The 19,131-nt window shown below is 67.1% G+C and carries 18 protein-coding genes; 10 read left to right on the forward strand and 8 right to left on the reverse strand.

Translation table 11 applies throughout. From position 1 onward, the window contains the following. Window positions 1-119: 119 nt before the first annotated feature. Window positions 120-1,577, reverse strand: a complete 1,458-nt coding sequence (locus ARTB_RS20260; protein WP_243182114.1) for an amino acid permease — start codon at window positions 1,575-1,577, stop codon at window positions 120-122. A 269-nt stretch (window positions 1,578-1,846) separates the two neighbouring features. Continuing rightward, window positions 1,847-3,529 (reverse strand): ABC-F family ATP-binding cassette domain-containing protein, encoded by a 1,683-nt coding sequence (locus ARTB_RS20265; RefSeq protein WP_243182115.1) that lies wholly within the window; start codon window positions 3,527-3,529, stop codon window positions 1,847-1,849. 193 nt (window positions 3,530-3,722) lie between these two features. Between ARTB_RS20265 and ARTB_RS20270 the strand changes: the two genes are divergently transcribed. From ARTB_RS20270 to ARTB_RS20295, 6 genes are all read left to right on the forward strand, one after another. Continuing rightward, window positions 3,723-4,484: a CPBP family intramembrane glutamic endopeptidase gene (locus tag ARTB_RS20270; RefSeq protein ID WP_243182116.1), complete on the forward strand. Its 762-nt coding sequence runs from the start codon at window positions 3,723-3,725 to the stop codon at window positions 4,482-4,484. A 130-nt stretch (window positions 4,485-4,614) separates the two neighbouring features. Continuing rightward, a complete protein-coding gene (locus ARTB_RS20275) occupies window positions 4,615-5,892 on the forward strand; it encodes a S1C family serine protease (RefSeq protein ID WP_243182117.1) in 1,278 nt (425 codons plus the stop codon). Window positions 5,893-5,931: 39 nt separating this feature from the next. Next, window positions 5,932-6,372 (forward strand): VOC family protein, encoded by a 441-nt coding sequence (locus tag ARTB_RS20280; protein WP_028276406.1) that lies wholly within the window; start codon window positions 5,932-5,934, stop codon window positions 6,370-6,372. A gap of 21 nt (window positions 6,373-6,393) precedes the next feature. After that, window positions 6,394-7,347, forward strand: a complete 954-nt coding sequence (locus ARTB_RS20285) for a 1,4-dihydroxy-2-naphthoyl-CoA synthase (RefSeq protein WP_243182118.1) — start codon at window positions 6,394-6,396, stop codon at window positions 7,345-7,347. Between the two features lie 23 nt (window positions 7,348-7,370). Further along, entirely contained in the window at window positions 7,371-8,516 is a 1,146-nt protein-coding gene (locus ARTB_RS20290; protein ID WP_243182142.1) for an AMP-binding protein, read from the forward strand. Between the two features lie 73 nt (window positions 8,517-8,589). Continuing rightward, window positions 8,590-9,471 (forward strand): 1,4-dihydroxy-2-naphthoate polyprenyltransferase, encoded by an 882-nt coding sequence (locus tag ARTB_RS20295; RefSeq protein WP_079554823.1) that lies wholly within the window; start codon window positions 8,590-8,592, stop codon window positions 9,469-9,471. 118 nt (window positions 9,472-9,589) lie between these two features. Here ARTB_RS20295 and ARTB_RS20300 read toward each other — a convergent pair whose 3' ends face one another. Continuing rightward, window positions 9,590-9,913 (reverse strand): DUF4229 domain-containing protein, encoded by a 324-nt coding sequence (locus ARTB_RS20300; RefSeq protein WP_018775060.1) that lies wholly within the window; start codon window positions 9,911-9,913, stop codon window positions 9,590-9,592. Window positions 9,914-10,042: 129 nt separating this feature from the next. On the opposite strand from ARTB_RS20300, the gene ARTB_RS20305 reads away from it, so the two are divergent. Both ARTB_RS20305 and ARTB_RS20310 read left to right on the forward strand, forming a co-directional pair. Continuing rightward, on the forward strand, window positions 10,043-10,471 hold the full coding sequence (locus ARTB_RS20305; protein ID WP_028276410.1) for a PLD nuclease N-terminal domain-containing protein: 429 nt from the start codon (window positions 10,043-10,045) through the stop codon (window positions 10,469-10,471). An 894-nt stretch (window positions 10,472-11,365) separates the two neighbouring features. Then, window positions 11,366-11,878 (forward strand): endonuclease domain-containing protein, encoded by a 513-nt coding sequence (locus tag ARTB_RS20310; protein ID WP_243182119.1) that lies wholly within the window; start codon window positions 11,366-11,368, stop codon window positions 11,876-11,878. A 487-nt stretch (window positions 11,879-12,365) separates the two neighbouring features. On the opposite strand, the gene ccsB is transcribed toward ARTB_RS20310, so the two are convergent. From ccsB to ARTB_RS20335, 5 genes are read right to left on the reverse strand one after another with little or no spacing between them, the layout of a single operon-like run. Beyond that, window positions 12,366-13,484 carry a c-type cytochrome biogenesis protein CcsB gene (gene ccsB, locus ARTB_RS20315; protein WP_243182120.1) on the reverse strand — a complete coding sequence of 373 codons (1,119 nt, stop codon included), beginning with the start codon at window positions 13,482-13,484 and terminating at the stop codon, window positions 12,366-12,368. Beyond that, window positions 13,484-15,271 carry a cytochrome c biogenesis protein ResB gene (resB, locus tag ARTB_RS20320; RefSeq protein WP_243182121.1) on the reverse strand — a complete coding sequence of 596 codons (1,788 nt, stop codon included), beginning with the start codon at window positions 15,269-15,271 and terminating at the stop codon, window positions 13,484-13,486. Before resB ends, ccsB begins: the two co-directional genes overlap by 1 nt. Then, a complete protein-coding gene (locus ARTB_RS20325) occupies window positions 15,271-16,026 on the reverse strand; it encodes a cytochrome c biogenesis CcdA family protein (protein ID WP_243182122.1) in 756 nt (251 codons plus the stop codon). Before ARTB_RS20325 ends, resB begins: the two co-directional genes overlap by 1 nt. 11 nt (window positions 16,027-16,037) lie before the next feature. Beyond that, a complete protein-coding gene (locus ARTB_RS20330; protein WP_243182123.1) occupies window positions 16,038-16,658 on the reverse strand; it encodes a TlpA family protein disulfide reductase in 621 nt (206 codons plus the stop codon). A gap of 2 nt (window positions 16,659-16,660) precedes the next feature. Then, window positions 16,661-17,326 (reverse strand): histidine phosphatase family protein, encoded by a 666-nt coding sequence (locus tag ARTB_RS20335; protein ID WP_243182124.1) that lies wholly within the window; start codon window positions 17,324-17,326, stop codon window positions 16,661-16,663. Window positions 17,327-17,539: 213 nt separating this feature from the next. Between ARTB_RS20335 and ARTB_RS20340 the strand changes: the two genes are divergently transcribed. Both ARTB_RS20340 and ARTB_RS20345 read left to right on the forward strand, forming a co-directional pair. Continuing rightward, window positions 17,540-18,088, forward strand: a complete 549-nt coding sequence (locus ARTB_RS20340; RefSeq protein ID WP_028278101.1) for a YceI family protein — start codon at window positions 17,540-17,542, stop codon at window positions 18,086-18,088. A gap of 218 nt (window positions 18,089-18,306) precedes the next feature. Continuing rightward, entirely contained in the window at window positions 18,307-19,002 is a 696-nt protein-coding gene (locus tag ARTB_RS20345; protein ID WP_243182125.1) for a hypothetical protein, read from the forward strand. The last annotated feature ends 129 nt before the right edge of the window (window positions 19,003-19,131 follow it).

Genomic DNA, 19,131 nt, shown 5'->3' on the forward strand with positions numbered 1-19,131 from the left:
CAAACACCTCCGAAGGTGTCGGGAGGATCCCGCGGATCAACCTCAGGTCCTCAAAGGAATCTGATACATCCCGTCCTGACATCTCCGGAGGTGTTTGTGAAGGACAGACTCAACTCATATCAGCTGTAGAGCTCGCTCTTGGGCGCGTTGTTCTTGACCTTCTGCCAGCCCAGCCACAGCACCAGGGCGAAGAACGGAACGGTCGCCAGGGTCCACAGGCCCAGGTGGAAGACCTCGCCCGTCTTGCTGGTCATGGTGTCGAAGCCGATCAGCACGGTGATGGCCAGCAGTGCGACCAGCCCGGCCCAGCTGGTCCACGGCGAGCCCGGCATGGGCAGGCTGGAGACGCGGCCCTTCTGGTGGCGCAGCGCGATCTGGCTGGCGAAGATGGCGCCCCACGTGAAGATCACGCCTATCGAGGCGGTGTTCAGCGCGAGGTCGAAGGCGTGCGAGCCGCCCAGCCAGATGTTCAGCATGATGCCCACGAGGTAGAAAGCGGCGATCGCAAGGATGGCCGCGTACGGCACGTGGCGCTTGGACATCTTGGTGAGCCACTGCGGGGCATGCCCGTTGTTGGCCATCGTGCGGAAGACACGGCCGATCGAGTACAGGCCCGAGTTGCAGGAGGACAGCGCGGCGGTGATGACGATCATGTTCATCACGTCGCCCACCCAGCCGAGGCCCATCTGGCCAAACACGGTGACGAACGGGGACACGCCGGCCTTGTACTGGTCCGAGGGCAGCAGCATGGCCAGCAGCAGTACGGAACCGACGTAGAACACCACAATGCGCAGTACGACGGCGCGGATCGCCTTGGGCACTTCGCGCTTGGCGTTCTGCATCTCGCCTGCGGTGATACCGACGAGTTCGATGCCGTTGTAGGCGAAGATCACGGCGTTGAGCACGAGGACCATGACGAGGGCGCCCTTGGGGAACATCCCGCCGTCGTCGGCAAAGAGGTTGGTCACGGAGGCGTGGCCATCGCCCACCTTGGCGTTGGTGACCACCATGAAAGTGCCGACGGCCAGGAAGATCAGGATGGCGCCGACCTTGAGGCAGGACGCCCAGAATTCAAACTCGCCGAACGCCTTGACGCTGAGCAGGTTGACGGCCACGAGCAGCGCGAGGGCGGCAATCGCGGAGGCTTCCACCGGCACGTTGGGGAAGAAGAACTGGAAGTACAGGCCGATCGCGATCAGTTCGGCGATCCCGGTCATGCCCCAGTTGATGAAGTACATCCAGCCGGAGAGGAAGGCGCCCTTCTTGCCGAACATTTCGCCGGCATAGCTGACGAAGGAGCCCGAGGTCTGGCGGTACATGATGAGCTCGCCCAGTGCCCGCATGAGCAGGTATGCGATCACGCCGGCGATGGCGTAGGAGAAGATCAGCGCCGGGCCCGTGGAGGCCAGGCGTCCGCCGGCGCCCATGAACAGGCCGACGCCGATTGCGCCGCCCATCGAGATCATCGTTACGTGGCGCCCGCTCAGGGTCTTCTTATAGCCCTCGGCGCTGAGGGTCGAGTCGACGGCGGATTCCGCGGGCGCGCTCTGGAGTTCTGTGGGGGTAATTGATGGCACAACGGTTCCTTGTAGGTCGGATTATGGCCGGGACGGGACCGGGATTCGGTTACATTCCATTCGGGTTTCTGCCCGGTGGGACAGCAAGATGTACCGAACCTCACAAGGAGTCAAACCCTCGCGCGGCTCATCCATCATACTGGAATTCCCGGACCGGCCGTGACGCGGGCAACAGCAGTCAGGCGCTATGCCTAATTAATAACACCTAATCCGTCAAATGGCCGAATAATGTTCTATTTGATCCGCGCCAGCTCCGGCGAATCGTTCTGCTACGCCAGGGCGCCGTCCCGCATCGTGTACCGGAGCCAGTTCCCGGTGCCGTTTCCGTGCCAGGTTTCCTGCCTGGCGCCGTGCCTTGTTTCTCGGCTCGTTCCTCGCCTGGCGCAGGTGCTGAACCACTCACCCAGCGCGCGGTCGTGGCTGACCATGACCAGTGTCCCTGCGAACTCGGACAGGGCCGCTTCAAGCTGTTCCACCAGCACGGGCGCCAGGTGGTTGGTGGGCTCGTCCACCAGCATCGTCCCAAACCCGCCCAGCAGGAGCCGGGCCAGCGCCAGCCTGCGTTGCTGCCCCGCGGAAAGGCTGCCCACCGGCACGTGGAATTCGCTGGTCCGGAAGAGCCCCAGGCGCAGCAGCGCCTCGGCGTGCTCATCGATATTGCCGCCCAGGCCCGCGGCAAAGGCGGGCAGGAGCCGCAGACCCGGGCGCTGCGGGAGTTCCAACTCCTGCTGCAGGTAGCCGATCCGGCCGTGCCTGACCACTTTGCCCTGGGCCGGTTCCAGCGTGCCGGCGAGGACGGAGAGCAGCGTGGACTTCCCGGCACCGTTGGGGCCCGTAATGAGGATCTTCTGGCCGGCTTCCACCCGGAAGTCCGTGGGTGCCAGCCGGCCGGGCACCGCGACCCCCTTCGCCTCGAGCGCCGGGCCTTCGGCCACGTCCGCCCGCAGATCCGTTGCCAGTTTCAGGGGCACCGGGGGACGGTCTATGGGGTTTGCCTCCAGCCGGCGCAGACGCTCCTGGGCGTTGCGGACCTTGCTGGTGGCCGCCTTCTGCCACGTGCCGGCCTTGAAGTCGAACCCCATCTTGTCGCCGTCGCGCTGGCGGGCGTAGCCCATCTTGCCGGCAACCGTGTCCGCCTGGAGCCGTTCGGCCGCCATCGCGTCCAGCCACCCGTGGTACTGCTGTGCCCAGCGCTGGCGCTCGGCAGCCTTCTCGCGCAGGTAGCCCTCGTAGCCGTTGCCATACCGGTTGACCGACCGGCGCTCGGCGTCGACCTCAATCACGGTTGAGGCCACTTTGCGCAGCAGCACGCGGTCGTGGGAGACCACCACCACCGTGCCGCGGTGCGCGGCCAGCCGCGCCTCCAGCCAGGCCGTGCCGGACGCGTCCAGGTGGTTGGTGGGTTCGTCCAGGAGCAAAATGTCGGCGGGATCGGCGAGAACGCAGGCCAGCGCCACCCGTTCCTGTTCCCCGCCGGAGAGCGAGCCCAGTGTCCGCATCCGGTCCAGCCCGCCCAGGCCGAGCCTGTCCAGCGCCGCTTCCACCCGGGATTCCGCGGCGTAGCCTTCCCGGAGCTGGTACTGCGTCTGCAGGTTTCCGTAGCGCTCCAGTTCGTCCGCTTCCGCGCCGGCCAGCCCGTCCTCCAGGCGGTCCAGCTCAGCCTCCAGCGCGCGGAGTGATTCCAGTGCGGCGTCGATCGCGTCGCTGACAGTGAACTGCTCCGGCATGCCATGGGTCTGGGCGAGGTAGCCCACGCGGCCGTGGCTGACGGACGTGCCCTCGTCCGGGGCCTCGAATCCGGCCAGGATCCGCAGCAGCGTGGATTTGCCCGCGCCGTTTTCGCCGACGATCGCCACATGTTCGCCAGCCGTGATGGCAACGTCGACGCCGGCAAAGAGCTGGCGGTCCCCATAGCCGTGGGATACGCCCGAAAGGCGGAGATGTTCGCTCAAGGAGTCCTCGCAGTAGGTGCCAGCCTGCCCGACGGCGGCTTGCGTCCTCAGTATGGCACCGCCGGCCGTCACTGGGCACGGAGGCCCTGAGGCCCTGGGCACTGAGGCGGGTGCCGCCGTCGGGCGTCAGGTCTGCGATGGCGCCGCGGATCAGCTGGACCGCGTCCTCCTGCCTCGGCGCTAGGCTGGGGGCATGGGCACAGCTCTCCGTACACCACCCGCGCCGCAGCCGGAGCTTTACCGGTTCTCCCCGCTGGATTTCATCACTGTTGGACTCTATGTTGCCGTGGCCGGTCTATTCGCTGTGGCGGGCAGCCTGCTGGAGCCGCTGCTGCTGCAGATATCGCCCAATCCTGCGGTGGCGTCCTACGCGGTGAACCTGATCTTCTACGCAACGGTCGGCGTCCTTGCCCTGACCGCCGCGCGGCATGTTGCGGTCCGCGATCTCCGCGTCCTTGCCACAAGGCCCTGGTTCACGGCCCTGATGGTGCCGCTGACCGTCGTGGCGATGCTCATCCTCACCGCGGTTCTCGTGGCCCTCAGCGGACCGGTGCAGACCTCCGCCAACCAGGCCGGCCTTCAGGCGCTCATGCAGCAGGTCCCGGTCTGGCTCATGGTGCCGCTGCTGGTGCTGGTCGGCCCGTTCGTCGAGGAGTACATTTTCCGCCATTTGCTGATCGGCAAGCTGAGCCGCCGGGTCAACCTCTGGGTCTGCTGCATCATGTCCGTGGTCCTGTTCGCGACCCTGCACATCGTGGGCCAGGAGCAAATGACCCTGCAGGTGCTGATGCCGTACCTCGCCATGGGCGCCGTCCTGGTGTTCGTGTACGTCTGGACCGGGAAGAACGTGATGTTCTCCTACTTCGTCCACGCCTCCAAGAACCTCCTGGCGGTCATCTTCATCTACGCCATTCCGCCCGAGGTGCTTGAACAGCTGCAGCAAGTGCAGGGGTAACCGAAGCAAGGCGGCGACGCATGGCACCCGGCTCCCCTCTGGTTGTTCGCCGGCGCATGCGTTATCTTGAGGGCACTTCGCGATGGTTTGGGAGGGCTGGAGCGGCAACCTTGTATTGGGGAGGACTGCCATGAAAGCCCACGCCCACCGAATGTTCGCACTCCCGGCAGCTGCGGCGATGACGACACTTCTCGCGCTGAGCGGCTGCGTGTCCCTTCCCGGCGCCGCACCGACTGCACCGGCTGCACCGGCCACCCCAACGGCCACGTCTGCAGCGCCGGCGACCCCGCCGCCAACCAGCCAGGCGGCCGTCACAGCACCAGACCCGGTCGCTACCGGAAGCCGACAGCCGGGCGGGTGGGCCGGCACCGTCGCGAGTGTCCGCTCCGGAGTAGCAAAGATCAACGTCACGCTGTGCGACGCCGGCGGCGTCGGTACCGGTTTCCTCATCGAGAATGACCTCATCGTCACCGCCGCACACGTCGTGAAGGACCAAGCCGCCATCAGCATCAGCCTCGGAACAGAAATCTCGAGCGCGCAGGTACTTGGAATTGATGAGGCGGCCGACCTTGCCCTTTTGCGCACCGCCCGCCCGGTCAGCGGCCACATCTTCGACTTCGTCAGCGCTCCCCCGGCACTGGGCGAAGACGTGGCGGCGCTGGGCTTTCCCCTGGACGCCGACCTGACCTTCACCGCGGGACGCGTCAGCGGACTGAACCGGGAGCAGACAATCGGCGCAAGAACGGTCAGCAACCTGATCCAGACCGACGCCGCCATCAATCCTGGAAACAGCGGCGGCCCGTTGCTGACCATGGACGGCAAGGTGGCAGGAGTCGTGAGCTCCAAGCGGGCCTGGGTTTTCGGTGCAGGCAGCGAAGGTAACTACAGTGCCGAGGGCACGGCCTTCGCTGTGGATGCCCGCAAGGCTGTCCTCGCCGTCGAGAGCTGGAAGAACCGCACCACTTCGCTGTCCCCGACAAGCTGCGGCCTGCCGGCACCGGCAGACACCAGCGCGATAGACGTTACGGTGAATTCCGATCACCCGCAGGCCGCCAACATCACCCAGAGCCTGGTATTTCATGGCCAGTCCATCAACCGCGGCGCATACGACCTCGCGTTCGCCATACTGACACCCGAGATGCAGGACCGGATGGGTGGACTCGTGACATGGCGGGAGGGGCTCGGCTCGTCGTTCTGGCGCACGCTGGAGGTCGAGGACGTATCCGCTGCCGGGCCCGATCTCACGGCGTCCGTCCGGCTGAGGACCGTTCAGGACGCGCAGCACGGTCCCGACGGGCAGTCCTGCTCGGAATGGAAGCTCGACTACCTGATGACCTGGGATGGATCGATCTGGCGGATCGCGGACTCCCTTACGCCGCAAGGGCCTCCGGTGCCTTGCGGCGCCTGAACCCTACCGCCGCAGGCCGCGACGTCGTAGGTTCTTCCCATGACACTGAAAATCCAGATAGTCGTCGACTGCAAAAACCCGCACGAGCTCGCCGACTGGTGGGCCGAAACCCTGGAATGGGCCGTGGAGCCGCAGGATGAGGCTTTCATCCACTCCATGATCGAGCAGGGCTTCGCGACGGAGGCGGAGACCACCACGCACCGGGGCAAGCTCGTGTGGCGCGAGGGCGCCGCGATCCGCCCGCCCGAGGAACTCGACGCCAAAGCGCCCGCCCACCGCGTTTTGTTCCAGATTGTCCCGGAGGAAAAGACGGTCAAGAACCGGGTCCATTGGGACGTGCGGCTCGCGGGAGGGGACAAGGACGCCGTGCGGGCGGCCCTTGAAGCGCGCGGCGCCACGTTCCTCTGGTCCGCCAACCAGGGGCCGCATTCCTGGCACACCATGGCGGACCCGGAAGGCAACGAGTTCTGCATCAGCTGACGCGATTACTAGACTCGGACTGTGAGCAACGAAATCCCCGCCAAGGTATCCGACGTCTTTGACCCCTCCCGGTGGCGCACCGTGTCCGGTTTCGACGACTTCCAGGACATGACCTACCACCGGCAGGTGGAGCGCTCCGCCGACGGGACGGTGGTCCGGGACCTGCCCACCGTCCGCATCGCCTTCGACCGTCCCGAGGTCCGCAATGCCTTCCGGCCCGGCACCGTGGACGAGCTCTACCGCGCCATGGACCACGCCCGGATGACCCCGGACGTGGCCACAGTCCTGCTCACCGGCAACGGCCCCTCCCCCAAGGACGGCGGCCACTCGTTCTGCTCGGGCGGGGACCAGAGGATCCGCGGCCGCGACGGGTACCGGTACGCACAGGGCGAAACGACGGAATCCATCGATCCCGCCCGCGCCGGCCGGCTGCACATCCTGGAAGTCCAGCGGCTCATGCGCACCATGCCCAAGGTGGTCATCGCCGTCGTCAACGGCTGGGCAGCCGGCGGCGGGCACTCCCTCCACGTGGTCTCGGACCTCACCATCGCTTCCCGCGAGCACGGCAAGTTCAAGCAGACCGACGCCACCGTGGGAAGCTTCGACGCCGGCTACGGCTCGGCCCTCCTGGCCCGCCAGATCGGCCAGAAGTCCGCCCGGGAAATCTTCTTCCTGGCCCGTGAATATTCGGCCGAGGACATGGTCCGGTTGGGCGCCGTGAACGAGGCCGTGGAGCACGAACGCCTCGAGGAGGTCGCCCTGGAGTACGCCGCCGACATTGCCCGGCAGTCCCCGCAGGCCATCCGCATGCTCAAGTTCGCGTTCAACCTGGCCGACGACGGCCTGGCCGGCCAGCAGGTCTTCGCCGGCGAGGCGACCCGCCTGGCGTACATGACGGACGAGGCCGTGGAGGGCAAGGAAGCCTTCCTCGAGAAGCGCGATCCCGACTGGTCCGCTTTCCCGTACTACTTCTAAGGCGCGCTGTGACTTCCGGAGCCATGAACATCGAGCCTGCGCTCAAGGCGCTGGCTGCTGCCCTCCACGGCGAGGGACCCGCCGTCGAACTCTCCGCCGGGCCGGACGGCTCGCCGGTGCTGGGATTCCCCGACACGGCCGGCATCGAGGACGCGGCCGTCGTGGTCCGGACCTCCGGGTCCACCGGCACGCCGAAGGCGACCGTCCTGACCGTCGATGCCCTGGCGGCCTCGTCTGTGGCGACAGCCTTTGCGCTCAAGGGCGAGGGCCAGTGGCTGCTGGCCCTTCCCGTCCAGTATGTTGCCGGCGTCCAGGTTCTGGTCCGCTCGCTCTTTGCCGGGACCCGCCCGTGGGTCATGGACCTGTCCGGCGGTTTTACGCCGGAGGCCTTCACCGCCGCGGCGCTGGAGCTCACGGACAAGCTCCGCTTCACCTCGCTGGTGCCCACTCAGCTCCAGCGCCTGCTGGACGCACCCTCCGCCGAGACGCTGGCGGTGCTGCGGCGCTTCAACGCCGTCCTGCTCGGCGGCGGACCCGCGTCCGCGGAGCTGCTCGACACCGCCCGGGACGCCGGCGTGCGGGTGGTGACCACCTACGGCTCGTCCGAGACCTGCGGCGGGTGCGTGTACGACGGCTTCCCGCTCGAGGACGTCCTGGTCCGGGTGGAGGACGACGGCCGCATCCTGCTGGGCGGGCCAACCATTGCCGCCGGCTATCTTCAGGCCCCAGAGCTCTCGGCAGTGGCGTTCATCGAAGCCGACGGCGTCCGCTGGTACCGGACCAATGACCTCGGTGAACTGGACGCCGACGGCCGGCTCACCGTGCTCGGCCGGGCCGACGACGTCGTCATCACCGGCGGCGTCAAAGTTTCCGCCGCCCATGTCCAGGCTGAGCTGGAAAAGCTCGACGGCGTGCGGGCGGCTTTTGTCGCCGGTGTGCCGTCCGCAGAGTGGGGCCACGCCCTGGCCGCGTACGTCGCCGTGGCCGACAGTTCCCCGGAAGGGCTGGCGGCGTTCGCCGACCGCCGGAACCAGACCTGGGCACCGTCGCTCGGCGCACTGGCCCCGAAAGCGGTGTTGCCCGCCGCGGAACTGCTCATGCTGCCCAACGGGAAACCGGACCGGCTGGGCATGACGGTCCTGCTGGACGCCCTCCATCAGGGAAAATAGACAAGCGCTTCCGGCTTCCGGCCGGCAACTCAAACCACTAACGAGCATTCAACCAACCAACGAGGTACTGACCGTGGCCACAGCCGCACAATGGATCCAAGGCGCCCGACTGCGCACCCTGCCGGCCGCAATCGCACCCGTGCTGATCGGCAGCGCAGCCGCCTACGAGATGGATTCGTTCATCCTGCTGAACGCCGTGCTGGCCGCCCTGGTCGCCCTGCTCCTGCAGATCGGCGTCAACTACGCCAACGACTACTCGGACGGGATCCGGGGCACGGATGAGGACCGGGTGGGTCCGCTCCGGCTGGTGGGCTCGGGCGCGGCCAGCCCGGAGCACGTCAAACGGGCCGCGTTCGCGGCGTTCGGGCTGGCGATGCTGTTCGGCCTGATCCTCGTGATCATCACGCAGGCCTGGTGGCTGATCCTGGTCGGCGTCGGCTGCGTGCTGGCCGCCTGGGGCTATACCGGCGGCAAGAACCCGTACGGCTACCTCGGCCTGGGCGACGTCTTCGTGTTTGTGTTCTTCGGCCTCGTCGCAACGCTGGGCACCACGTACACCCAGGCGGGGCAGCTGAGCCTGGCCGCGATCATCGGTGCGATCGGCACGGGGCTGATCGCGTGCGCCCTGCTGATGGCCAACAACGTCCGCGACATCCCGACCGACAGGAAGGCGGGGAAGAAGACCCTGGCCGTTCGGCTCGGGGACAAGCATGCGCGCGAAAGCTATGTGCTGATGCTGGCCGTCGCGATCCTGCTGGTCATCGTCCTGGCCCCCGCCCGGCCATGGATGCTGATCGTGCTCCTGCTGATCCCCGCCAGCCTCATGCCGTCCTGGCTGATGATCGCCGGGCGGCGCCGCAAGAGCCTTATCCCGGTCCTGAAGCAGACCGGACTAATCAACCTCGGCTTCGCCGCCTTGTTTTCACTCGGGCTCGTCCTCAGCCACGGCTTCTAAGCCTGGGCTCTGAGCCGCGGTCTCCCGGGGCTCCCCGGGGCTGCAGGGGACGAACCCGGGGGCTCAGGGCCGCGGTCTCCCGGGGCTCCCCGGGGCTGCAGGGGACGAACCCGGGGGCTCAGGCCCCCGGTTGCCGGGAATCTTTGGGGCGGTTGTCCGTGCGGACGGCAATGTCGGGGTTCTCGTCCACGAGGCGGTCTTCGGCCTCGGCGTCGGCCACTTCGCCTGCGCTGCGCATCGGCTTAGCCTTGCCCGAGAACCGGTGGTGGAGCGTTGCGGTGGCCGCGTCGCGCTGCTTCTGGAAGAACAGGAAGCTGACGGCGAAGGACATCATTCCGGCGCACAGGGCGGCCAGGAGCACTCCCAGCTGCAGGTAGAGAAAGAGCGCAAACAAGGGCGCAAACAGCGCGAGTCGAATAAGGGTGTATTTGAGGAAAGCCACGCCTCAAGTTTAGCCGCCAGGACGGCGCGCTGCTTCGGCTATCCCGCTCCCCTCGTCCGCGGTCCCGGCAGCCAGCACCCGGGCATAGTGACCGGCGCCGTCGAGGCGCCCGACGGCTAGACTGAAGATATGCTCCGTGTAGTGGTTCCGATCGTCATACTGGCCGTGTTTGTCTATGGACTGGTGGACCTCATCCGCACTGACGCGCGGCTGACCAGGGGCATCTCCAAGACCGCCTGGATTTTCGTGCAGGTCCTCCTCCCCGTGGTCGGCGCCACCCTGTGGTTTCTCATGGGACGCCCCCGCGCCACGGACACCGCACCGGTCGCCTACAGCCACCCGGTAGCGCCCGATGACGACCCCGAATTCCTGCGCAACCTTGAGATCCGCCACCGCAACCAGGCCGAGGCCGACAGGCTCAAGAAGCTCAAGGAAGAACTTGACGCCAAGGACCGCAAGCACGACGCCGGCAACGCGGAAGCCGGCGGCAGCGAAGGCGCCGGCGGTGCCCACGAACCCGGCGACGCCGGAACGCCCGGCACCGACGAGGTCAAGTAACAGTCAGGTAGCAGTCCAGTAGCACCGTTCCGTGCATCCATCTGCGGCGTTCGCCCCAGATGGCCGGAATCCCACGCTCTTAGCGGCCATCTCCGGCAAATGGCCGCCACGGGAAAACAGCTGCCCCTCATTCGCGCCAGCCCCTGCTGCCCACACCACCTCTGGCCATTGTGTACGCGCACCAGGCCCAGACGCCCCTTTCCCATCTCCGGCCGTCCCCCGTCACACCCCGGGCATCCAACTGCGGCCGTTCGCCGCAGATGGCCGGAATCCCACGCTCTTAGCGGCCATCTCCGGCAAATGGCCGCCCCTCATCCGCGACCGCCCCTGCTGCCCACCCCTGCCACTCCTCCCCCACACCCTGCCCGCGCTGTGGATAACCTGCAAGCCCCTTCGGCGCGGGCGCAGAATGCCCGTATGCGCCCGCCCAGTGAGCTCCCCCCGCATCTTCGAAACCAGCCCTTCACTGTGGCCGAGGCCCGCACTGCCGGGGTGGGGCGACGACGGACCCGGGCCAGGGATCTCGTCAGCCCCTGTTACGGGGTGCGCGCCACGGCCGCCACCCCGGACAGTCTGCTGAAACGTGTGCATGCCCTGACTGCCGTGACGGGCGCAATCGTGAGCCACCTGTCTGCGGCAGTGTTGTGGGGATTTCCCCTGCCGCAGGCCTTGGAGAACCTGGCTGTCATCCATCTGACGAGTCGGCCGGGCCAGCGGGCGGTGCGACATAAGAATGTGGTGGGCCATCAGCAGGCACTCGAACCGGAGGAGATCGTAGCTGGGGTGAGGGTTAGCTGCACCTCCCCACTGCGGACGTGGTTCGATCTCGCAGGCATACTAGGCCTCGATGACTTGGTGATCGCCGGGGATTTCCTGCTGCGGCGGAGAAATTCATTGACCACGATCCATGAGCTGGACGCGTTCCTCGCCGGGAAGCAAGGCAGGGCGGGCTACCGGCGGGCTATGCAGGCCCGGTCCCTGATACGCGCCGACACGGACTCCCCCAAAGAGACCGAACTCCGGCTGCTCCTGATTCGGCATGGCCTGCCCGAACCCGCAATCAACCTCCCGATGTTCGATGAGACCGGCGGCTGGATCCAGGACCCGGACCTCGCCTACGAAGAAGAAAAGATCGCGATTCAGTACGACGGCGGGCATCACGCCAGTCCGGCCCAGCGTCGCAGCGACATCTTCCGGGATGAGAACGCCAGGGATGCCGGGTGGCGCGTCGTCGTCTTGACCCAATGGCACTTGACCCCGCCCGGCCCTGGGATGGAGCCTGCCGCGGCTACCCGGGTGCGTGCGGCGCTGCTGGAGCGCGGCTGGACTCCCGGCCCAGGCCCGAAGCCCGGGCAACGTCACCGTGCCCGCCCCCAACCGCTCCCACCTGACACAGATGGCCGCTAGTCACGGGGCATAGAGGCCATCTGTGGCAAATCGAGAGAGAGCGGGCCCGCGCAGCCCCGGAAACACCCGCCCGAGGCCCGCAGCCATGCCCAGCGCGCCCAGCTGCCAGCACGCAGATGCCCGCCACGCCACGCCATGCCGCACTGCCATAATCGCCGTGCAGCGCACCAATCTGACGCGGATGGCCGCTAAGCGCCTCGGCTTAGCGGCCATCTGTGGCGAATCGATGGGGGGCGGGCCCGCGCAGCCCCGGAAACACCCGCCCGAAGCCCCTCAGCCATGCCCAGCGCGCCCAGCTGCCAGCACGCAGATGCCCGCCACGCCACGCCATGCCGCACTACCCCACCCCCCGCGCAGCGCGCCCACCTGACACGAATGGCCGCTAAGCGCATCGGCTTAGCGGCCATCTGTGGCAAATCGAGAGAGAGCGGGCCCGCGCAGCCCCGGAAGGACCCGGCCCGGGTGCGGTTATGGGCCGGGGTGCGGCTTACAGTCCCGAGTAGGAATGCAGGCCGTTGAAAAACTGGTTCACGATCGTGAAGTTGAAGACCACGCACAGGTAGCCGACGATCGACAGCCAGGCGGCTCGGGTTCCGGTCCAGCCGCGGGTGGCGCGGGCGTGCAGGTATCCGGCGTAGACCACCCAGATCACGAACGTCCAGACTTCCTTCGTGTCCCAGCCCCAGAACCGGCCCCAGGCTTTCTCCGCCCAGATGGCGCCGAACATGAGGGTAAACGTCCAGCCGACGAACGCGATCGCGTTGATGCGGTAGGACAGGTTCTCCAGGCTCAGCGCGTTCGGGACCAGGCGCATGAACCCGAGCTTGTCGGCTCCGCCGGCGGCGATGGTCTTCTGCCGGTGCGACTGCACGAGCTGCAGCGCGGACATCGCGAAGGTCAGGGTGAACAGGGCCGAGGACATTACCGCGATGGAAACGTGGATGATCAGCCAGTAGCTCTGCAGCGCCGGCACGAGATGGCCTACGGGGGTCCAGAAGGCGATGGAGGCGGCAACCAGCATGATGATGGCCAGGCCGATCACGAACGTGCCCAGGAAGCGCAGGTCGCGGCGGATCAGCACCAGCAGGAAGACGGCCACGGCCACGAACGCGCCCGTGGTGAGGAATTCGTACATGTTGCCCCACGGCACCCGGCCGGCACCGAGCGCGCGGGTGATCACGCCGGCCGCATGAATCGCGGCGCCGAGGACGGTCAGCGCGACGGCGACGCGGGCGGGGGCACGCCGCTCGCCGGCGTAGCGCATGCTGCCGTCGGCGGTCTGGCCCGCGCCTGCGGCGGTGTCCGGGCGGGAGGTGGCCGACGTCGGACGCTCGGCACGGCCTGCCGGGCCGCTGACGTCCGCATCGGAGCGGGCGGCGTCGGCTGCGGCGGCCCCCGCGCCGACGCCGACGGGAACGCGGGCGGCATTGGCCTCGGCCGCCGCACCGGAGAGCTCCGCGGCCTTGAGGTCCACCGCGCGCAGCGTCTTGCTGCTCTTGGCCAGGTCCCAGGCGAAGGCGATGAACGCCACCGTGTACGTGCCGGCGGCCAGCAGCATGAACAGCTCGCTGTACTGGCCCATGGTTTCGTTGATCGAGAACGGCATTACTGATCCTTCTTCGACTCGGAAGAGCCGGCTGTTGACTGGATGAAGTCTTCTGCGGGTTGTTCAGGAGCGGCGTGCGTGCCGCCGGCACCCGTGCTGCCTGTTGCCGTGCTGGCCTTATCCGCCCGGTCATTATCCGCTGTTGCGCTGGGAGCGGGCTGGGAGCCGGTCGCGGCCTCATCGCCCAACAGCCAATCGTCGGAAAGGAGTTTGCGGATTGCCGCGGCCTCCCCGGCCAGGCGGTGGTCCTCACCGCGGGCCAGGAGACCGTACTCCACCATAGTGCGGCCGTCCTCGTGGGTGCCGGTACGGACCCAGACACGGCGGCGGTTCACATAGAGCGAGGTCACGAGCCCGGCCACGGCCAGGAGCGCGAAGATCAGGGCGTACAGCTGGCCGGGGTTGTGGTGGATGTCCACGCCGATGTAGCGCTTGACGCCGTCGAAACTGATGGAACCCTTCCCGTTCGGCAGCGTGTAGCTGCTCCCGGGCGCCAGGACGATGCCCTTGGTGTCCAGGTTGCGGGCGTTGAGCGGCGTGAGCTTCTTGACGTCGAGCTCGAAGACGTTCTGCGGGGAGCCCGCGTCCAGGCCGAGGTCGCCAAAGTAGGAGTTCAGGGTCAGCTGCGGGTTGATGAGCTCCGGATCACCGCTGAAGGACACGCCCTTGTCAGTGACAAACGCCGTCGGCAGGAAGAACCCGGCGAAGGCGAGCTGTTCGGGTTTGGCGTCCGGAACCTTGATGACGACGGAGGAGTAGTAGTTCTCGCCCTGGAGCTTGGCCACCACGGGTCCCTGCATGGCAACATTGCCCGCGCCGTCGCGAATCGTGACGACGGGAGCGTAGCCGTTGCCGGTGAGGTACACGCTGGTGCCGCCGAGGCTGAGGGGGTCGTTGACCTTGAGCACCTCCTTCTTGGCGGGTGCGTCCGGGTTTTCCTTCGTGGTCACGGCGGCGGTGAAGTCGATGGGCTGACCGAACTTGCCCTTCGATTCACGGTCGAAGGTGATGTCGAACTTGTCCAGCTGGACCGAATAGGGCTGCAGCTGGCTGCTCTGGAAATTGGTGCCGGGGGTGAACTGGTCGTAGCCGACGAGGGTGTTGACGAACGTGTCGCCCTCCACCAAGATGCGCTGCCCGCTGTAGCCGAAGAGGCCGCCGGCCGCCACCGAAACCAGCACTCCGATCAGCGCGGTGTGAAAGACGAGGTTGCCGACTTCCCTCAGGAAGCCGCGCTCGGCACCCAAGGACGGGCGGGCGCCGTCGCGGTCCCGCACGTCGACGCGGTAGCCGCGTTTTTTCAGCAGCTCGGCGGCGTCGGTGATGGCGGCCGACGCCGGGATCCCGGCGTCGGCCGGAATCACCAGAGTGCCGTATTCGGGGAGCCTGGACAGGCGGGCGGGCGTGCGAGGGGGCTGGGAGCGCATCGCTTTGTAGTGCGCGATGGCGCGCGGGATCACGCAGCCAATCAGCGAGACGAACAGCAGGATGTAGATCGCGGAAAACCAGGCCGAGGAGTAGACGTCGTAGAGCTGCACCGAGTCCAGGATCGAGCCGTAGTCCGGGTGGTCCTTGATGTACTGCGTGACAATCGCCGGGTTAGCCGGGCGCTGCGGAAACAGCGAGCCGGGCACGGCGGCGACGGCCAGCAGCAAGAGCAGGAACAGGGCTGTGCGCATGCTGGTCAGCTGCGTCCACGCCCACCGGAGCATGCCCAACGGACCCAGCGTGGGCAGGACGGCCTCGGGCTTCGGGGACTTCTTCTTTTCGTTCACGCGCTCGCTCATCAGATTGGCAAATTCACATCGGTTTGGAACCAGTACTGCAACCCGGAGACCCAGGTGCCCCACACACCGCTCGCCATCAGGATCCCAAGCAGGATCAGGATGCCTCCGCCGGTGCGCTGGATGGCGAGCCGGTGGTTGCGGAAGAAGGACATCACGCCAATGCCGCGGCGCACGGCCAGGGCGATCAGCAGGAACGGGATTCCCAGCCCAAGGCTGTAGACGAACGCCAGGAACGCCCCCTTGGCCGCCGAGGAGCCGCCGGACAGGCTAAGCAGCTGGACGGCCGAATATGTCGGACCGATGCACGGTGCCCAGCCCAGCCCGAAGGTGATGCCCAGTAAGGGCGCACCCCACAGACCGGCGGGGGGTTTGGCATGAATCTTGGCATCGCGCTGGAGCCAGCCGAAGCCGCCCATGAACACCACGCCCATGACGATCACCAGGACGCCCAGCAGTTGGGTGATCCACATGTTCTGCGAGCCCGTGATGAAGCTGCCCAGCTGCCCGAAGGCGCCGCCGAGCAGCACGAAGATCACGGAGAAACCGAGGACGAACAGCCCGATGCCGGCCAGCATGCGCCCGCGCTTTTGCTTCTGCAGGTCGACGCCGGTCAGACCCGTGACGTAGCCCAGGTATCCGGGCACCAGCGGGAGGACGCAGGGCGAGAGGAAGGAGACCAGTCCGGCCAGCAGCGCGACGGGAATGGCAAGCAGCAGCGATCCGTTCAGGATGGCTTCAGCGAAGGGGCTGTTCACGGTGGGCCGCGCTACTCGGCCACGGCGGCGGCGATGAGGGACTTCAGGGTGCCCTGCTGGATTTCGCCCAGGACCCGGGAGGCGACGCGGCCCTGCTTGTCCAGCACGAGGGTGGTGGGCACGGCGCCGGGCGGCACGAGGCCGGAGACGGCCAGCAGCACGGCGCCGTCCTTGTCGTTGAAGCTCGGGTACGTCAGGTTGAAGGTCTTGTCGAACGCGTCGGCCGTGGCCTTCTCATCGCGCAGGTTCACGCCGAAGAACTGTACGCCCTTGGTCTTGAATTCCTGGTTCAGCGCCTCGAGGGAGGGCGCCTCGACCCGGCAGGGGGCGCAGGCGGCAAACCAGAAGTTCAGCACGGTCACTTTGCCGGGGAAGTCCGCCGACGTGACGGCCGTGCCGTCGAACAGCGTCCCCTTGAGCGCCACGGGACTCTTGCGGTCCGCGACGGCGAACTCGGTCACGGACCCGTCGCCGGCCACGTAGTTCTTGTTGTCCCCGGCCTTGGCCTGTTTGGCGAGGGCGTCGTCCTGGGCACAGCCGGACAGCCCGAACACCGCGGCCAGCGCGACCCCGCCGGCGGTCAGGACGCTGCGGCGGGACAAAGGCATGTTTTCGCGGCGGTTCGCGGCCATGGTCAGGCTCCCGGGGTGCTGGCGGCACCGGGCAGCAGGGCGGCAGCGGGCTCGCTGTAGTCGACGCGCACGAGGCCGCCGGCGTCGTCGAACACCAGGGAAGTCAGGGACGTCAGGGTGCATTCGCGCTTGCGCGGGTCGTGCCACAACGGCCGGCCTTCGGCGCTGAGCCGCGTGGCCCAGATGGGCAGCTGGTGGCTGACAAGGATGGCTTCGGCCCCGTTGCCGCCCAGTTCGATGGCACGGACGCGTGCGTCCTGAACGGCCGCGATGACCCGCGCGGCCTGCTCCTTGTACGGCTCACCCCAGGAGGGCCGTAACGGGTTGTACAGCCGGGCCCAGTGCTTGGGCCGCAGCAGCTCCGCCTTCGAGACGCGGAGGCCCTCAAAGTAGTTGGCGGCCTCGATGATGCGGGATTCGGTGGCAATCTCCAGGCCCAGGGCGTCGGCGATCGGCTGCGCCGTCTCCTGAGCGCGGGTCAGTGGGGACGCGGCGAGGTGGACGATCCTGGCCCCTTGCGCGGACCGCTCCCTGAAGTGTTCCGCCAGGGTGCGGGCCATCTCCCGGCCGAGTTCGGAGAGGTGGAATTCCGGCAGCCTGCCGTACAGGACACCATCGGGATTGTGGACCTCGCCGTGGCGGAGCAAATGAACAGTGGCTTGGGGCATGTCTACCAGTTTCTCAAAGATGCCGGTCGATCTGAAATCTTCTACGGGAGGTAGAACTGATGAGTTTGGAAAAATGTTCCCCGGAGTTGGAATAAAAGATGCAAATGCATGTTTATACTGGGTGAAGCAGTTAGTTGAGATTTCAACCAATGATGCTTCAACTAGCGATCAGACGAATCACCGTAGTACCAACCCGACTCAAGGAGAACCACCATGGCACTTCCCGCAAACGTCACCACCGGCACCTGGACCCTCGACCCGTCGCACAGCGAGATCGGCTTCACCGTCCGCCACGCCGGCATCAGCAAGGTCCGCGGTCAGTTCACCGACGCCGCCGCCACCCTGGATCTCGCCGAGAACGTCACCGACTCCAAGGTCAACGCCTCGATCAAGACCGCAAGCTTCGACTCCGGTGACGCCAACCGCGACGGCCACGTCCGCGGCGAAGATTTCTTCGACGTCGAGACGTTCCCGGAGATCTCCTTTGTCTCCAACACCATCGTCCCCAAGGGCGACGCCTACGAGCTCCAGGGCGACCTCACCATCAAGGGCATCACCCGCCCCGTGGCCCTCGAGACCGAATTCAACGGCGTGGCCGTCGATCCCTTCGGCAACACCCGCGCCGGCCTCAGCGCCGAAACCACGATCAGCCGCAAGGACTTCGGGCTGACCTGGAACGCCGTCCTCGAAGCCGGCGGCGTGCTGGTCAGCGACAAGGTTGCCATCAACCTGGAACTGGCCTTCATCGCTCCCGCAGCATAGCCAGCATCAAGCACGGTCGCGGCCCGGTCACTCCCGTCCGCGCCTGACGGCCGACGCCGGTCAGCCGGGTCCGGCGCCCCGCTTCATCTTCGCGATGAAGCGGGGCGCTGTTGTTTTTCGCCGCTGCTGTCTGCCCCTCTCGGGCGCCGCCGTCGGGCACCGCGACGCGGCTCCAGATTCCCTAGATAACAGGGAAACGGCGGTCTACAGTGAGAGCCATGAGCAACCCGAGTGATGTACCTCCGCAGCAGCCGGGCGCCCAGCCGCCGGTGTCGGGCAGCGTCCCGCCCGCCGGCCCACCGCAGCTTCCCGCCAACCCGCCGCCCCCTCACGGATACCAGGCACCCCCTCCCGGGTACCAGGCACCGCCGCCGGGGTATCAGGCACCCCCTCCCGGGTACCAGGGCCAGCCGGCGTCGGCCGGCGGATTCCGCTTCGAGATGCCCACCGACCGCCCCAGGAACTTCGGCGATGCACTGCCTGCCGGCGGGCTCTCCGGCATGTTCAAGGTTGCCGCAATGCCCACCGAGCTGAAGGTCTCCTACTGGATCTGGCTGATCGGCGGGCTCCTGGGCCTCCTGGGTGGAGTCATCGGGTTGTTCGGGTCCTTCGTCCTGGTCGCCTTTGCGCCGGCAATCGGGCTCCTGGTGCTGCTGCTCGTGATCGTGGCGCTCGCACTGGCAACCGCTCAGATCATTCTGGCCATGAAGATGAAGGAAGGCCGGGAATGGGCCCGCTTCGCCCTCACCATCCTTGCCGGCATCTCCCTGGTGCTGGCACTCGTCAGTTCCGGCATCGCCGACGGCCGGGCGGGCGGAGGCCTGCCGGGCTTCCTCATCAGCCTCGTTGCGACCGTGCTCATGTGGCTGCCGAACGCACAGGCCTGGTTTGCCGCCAACCGGGGCCGAATCTAGGCCTGCCGCTGCACAGGGCAGCCGCGGAATCGTGGCAGCGCCAGGGCTCCCCCGCCGCCACGCGCCGGCCAGCGAATGGGGCTTGAGAATACCTCTCCGGAATGATCCACACGGCGGCCGGCCCGCGGT

Source organism: Arthrobacter humicola (genome assembly GCF_022803015.1).
In the GTDB taxonomy this organism is placed as follows: domain Bacteria; phylum Actinomycetota; class Actinomycetes; order Actinomycetales; family Micrococcaceae; genus Arthrobacter; species Arthrobacter humicola_A.

What these genes read in the sequence shown, in the direction of transcription:
- ARTB_RS20270 (WP_243182116.1), top strand. Translation starts at nt 3,723, where the DNA reads ATGGGCACAGCTCTCCGTACACCACCCGCGCCGCAGCCGGAGCTTTAC.
- ARTB_RS20275 (WP_243182117.1), top strand. Translation starts at nt 4,615, where the DNA reads ATGAAAGCCCACGCCCACCGAATGTTCGCACTCCCGGCAGCTGCGGCG.
- ARTB_RS20280 (WP_028276406.1), top strand. Translation starts at nt 5,932, where the DNA reads ATGACACTGAAAATCCAGATAGTCGTCGACTGCAAAAACCCGCACGAG.
- ARTB_RS20290 (WP_243182142.1), top strand. Translation starts at nt 7,371, where the DNA reads ATGAACATCGAGCCTGCGCTCAAGGCGCTGGCTGCTGCCCTCCACGGC.
- ARTB_RS20305 (WP_028276410.1), top strand. Translation starts at nt 10,043, where the DNA reads ATGCTCCGTGTAGTGGTTCCGATCGTCATACTGGCCGTGTTTGTCTAT.
- ccsB (WP_243182120.1), bottom strand. Translation starts at nt 13,484, where the DNA reads ATGCCGTTCTCGATCAACGAAACCATGGGCCAGTACAGCGAGCTGTTC.
- resB (WP_243182121.1), bottom strand. Translation starts at nt 15,271, where the DNA reads ATGAGCGAGCGCGTGAACGAAAAGAAGAAGTCCCCGAAGCCCGAGGCC.
- ARTB_RS20330 (WP_243182123.1), bottom strand. Translation starts at nt 16,658, where the DNA reads ATGGCCGCGAACCGCCGCGAAAACATGCCTTTGTCCCGCCGCAGCGTC.
- ARTB_RS20335 (WP_243182124.1), bottom strand. Translation starts at nt 17,326, where the DNA reads ATGCCCCAAGCCACTGTTCATTTGCTCCGCCACGGCGAGGTCCACAAT.
- ARTB_RS20340 (WP_028278101.1), top strand. Translation starts at nt 17,540, where the DNA reads ATGGCACTTCCCGCAAACGTCACCACCGGCACCTGGACCCTCGACCCG.
- ARTB_RS20345 (WP_243182125.1), top strand. Translation starts at nt 18,307, where the DNA reads ATGAGCAACCCGAGTGATGTACCTCCGCAGCAGCCGGGCGCCCAGCCG.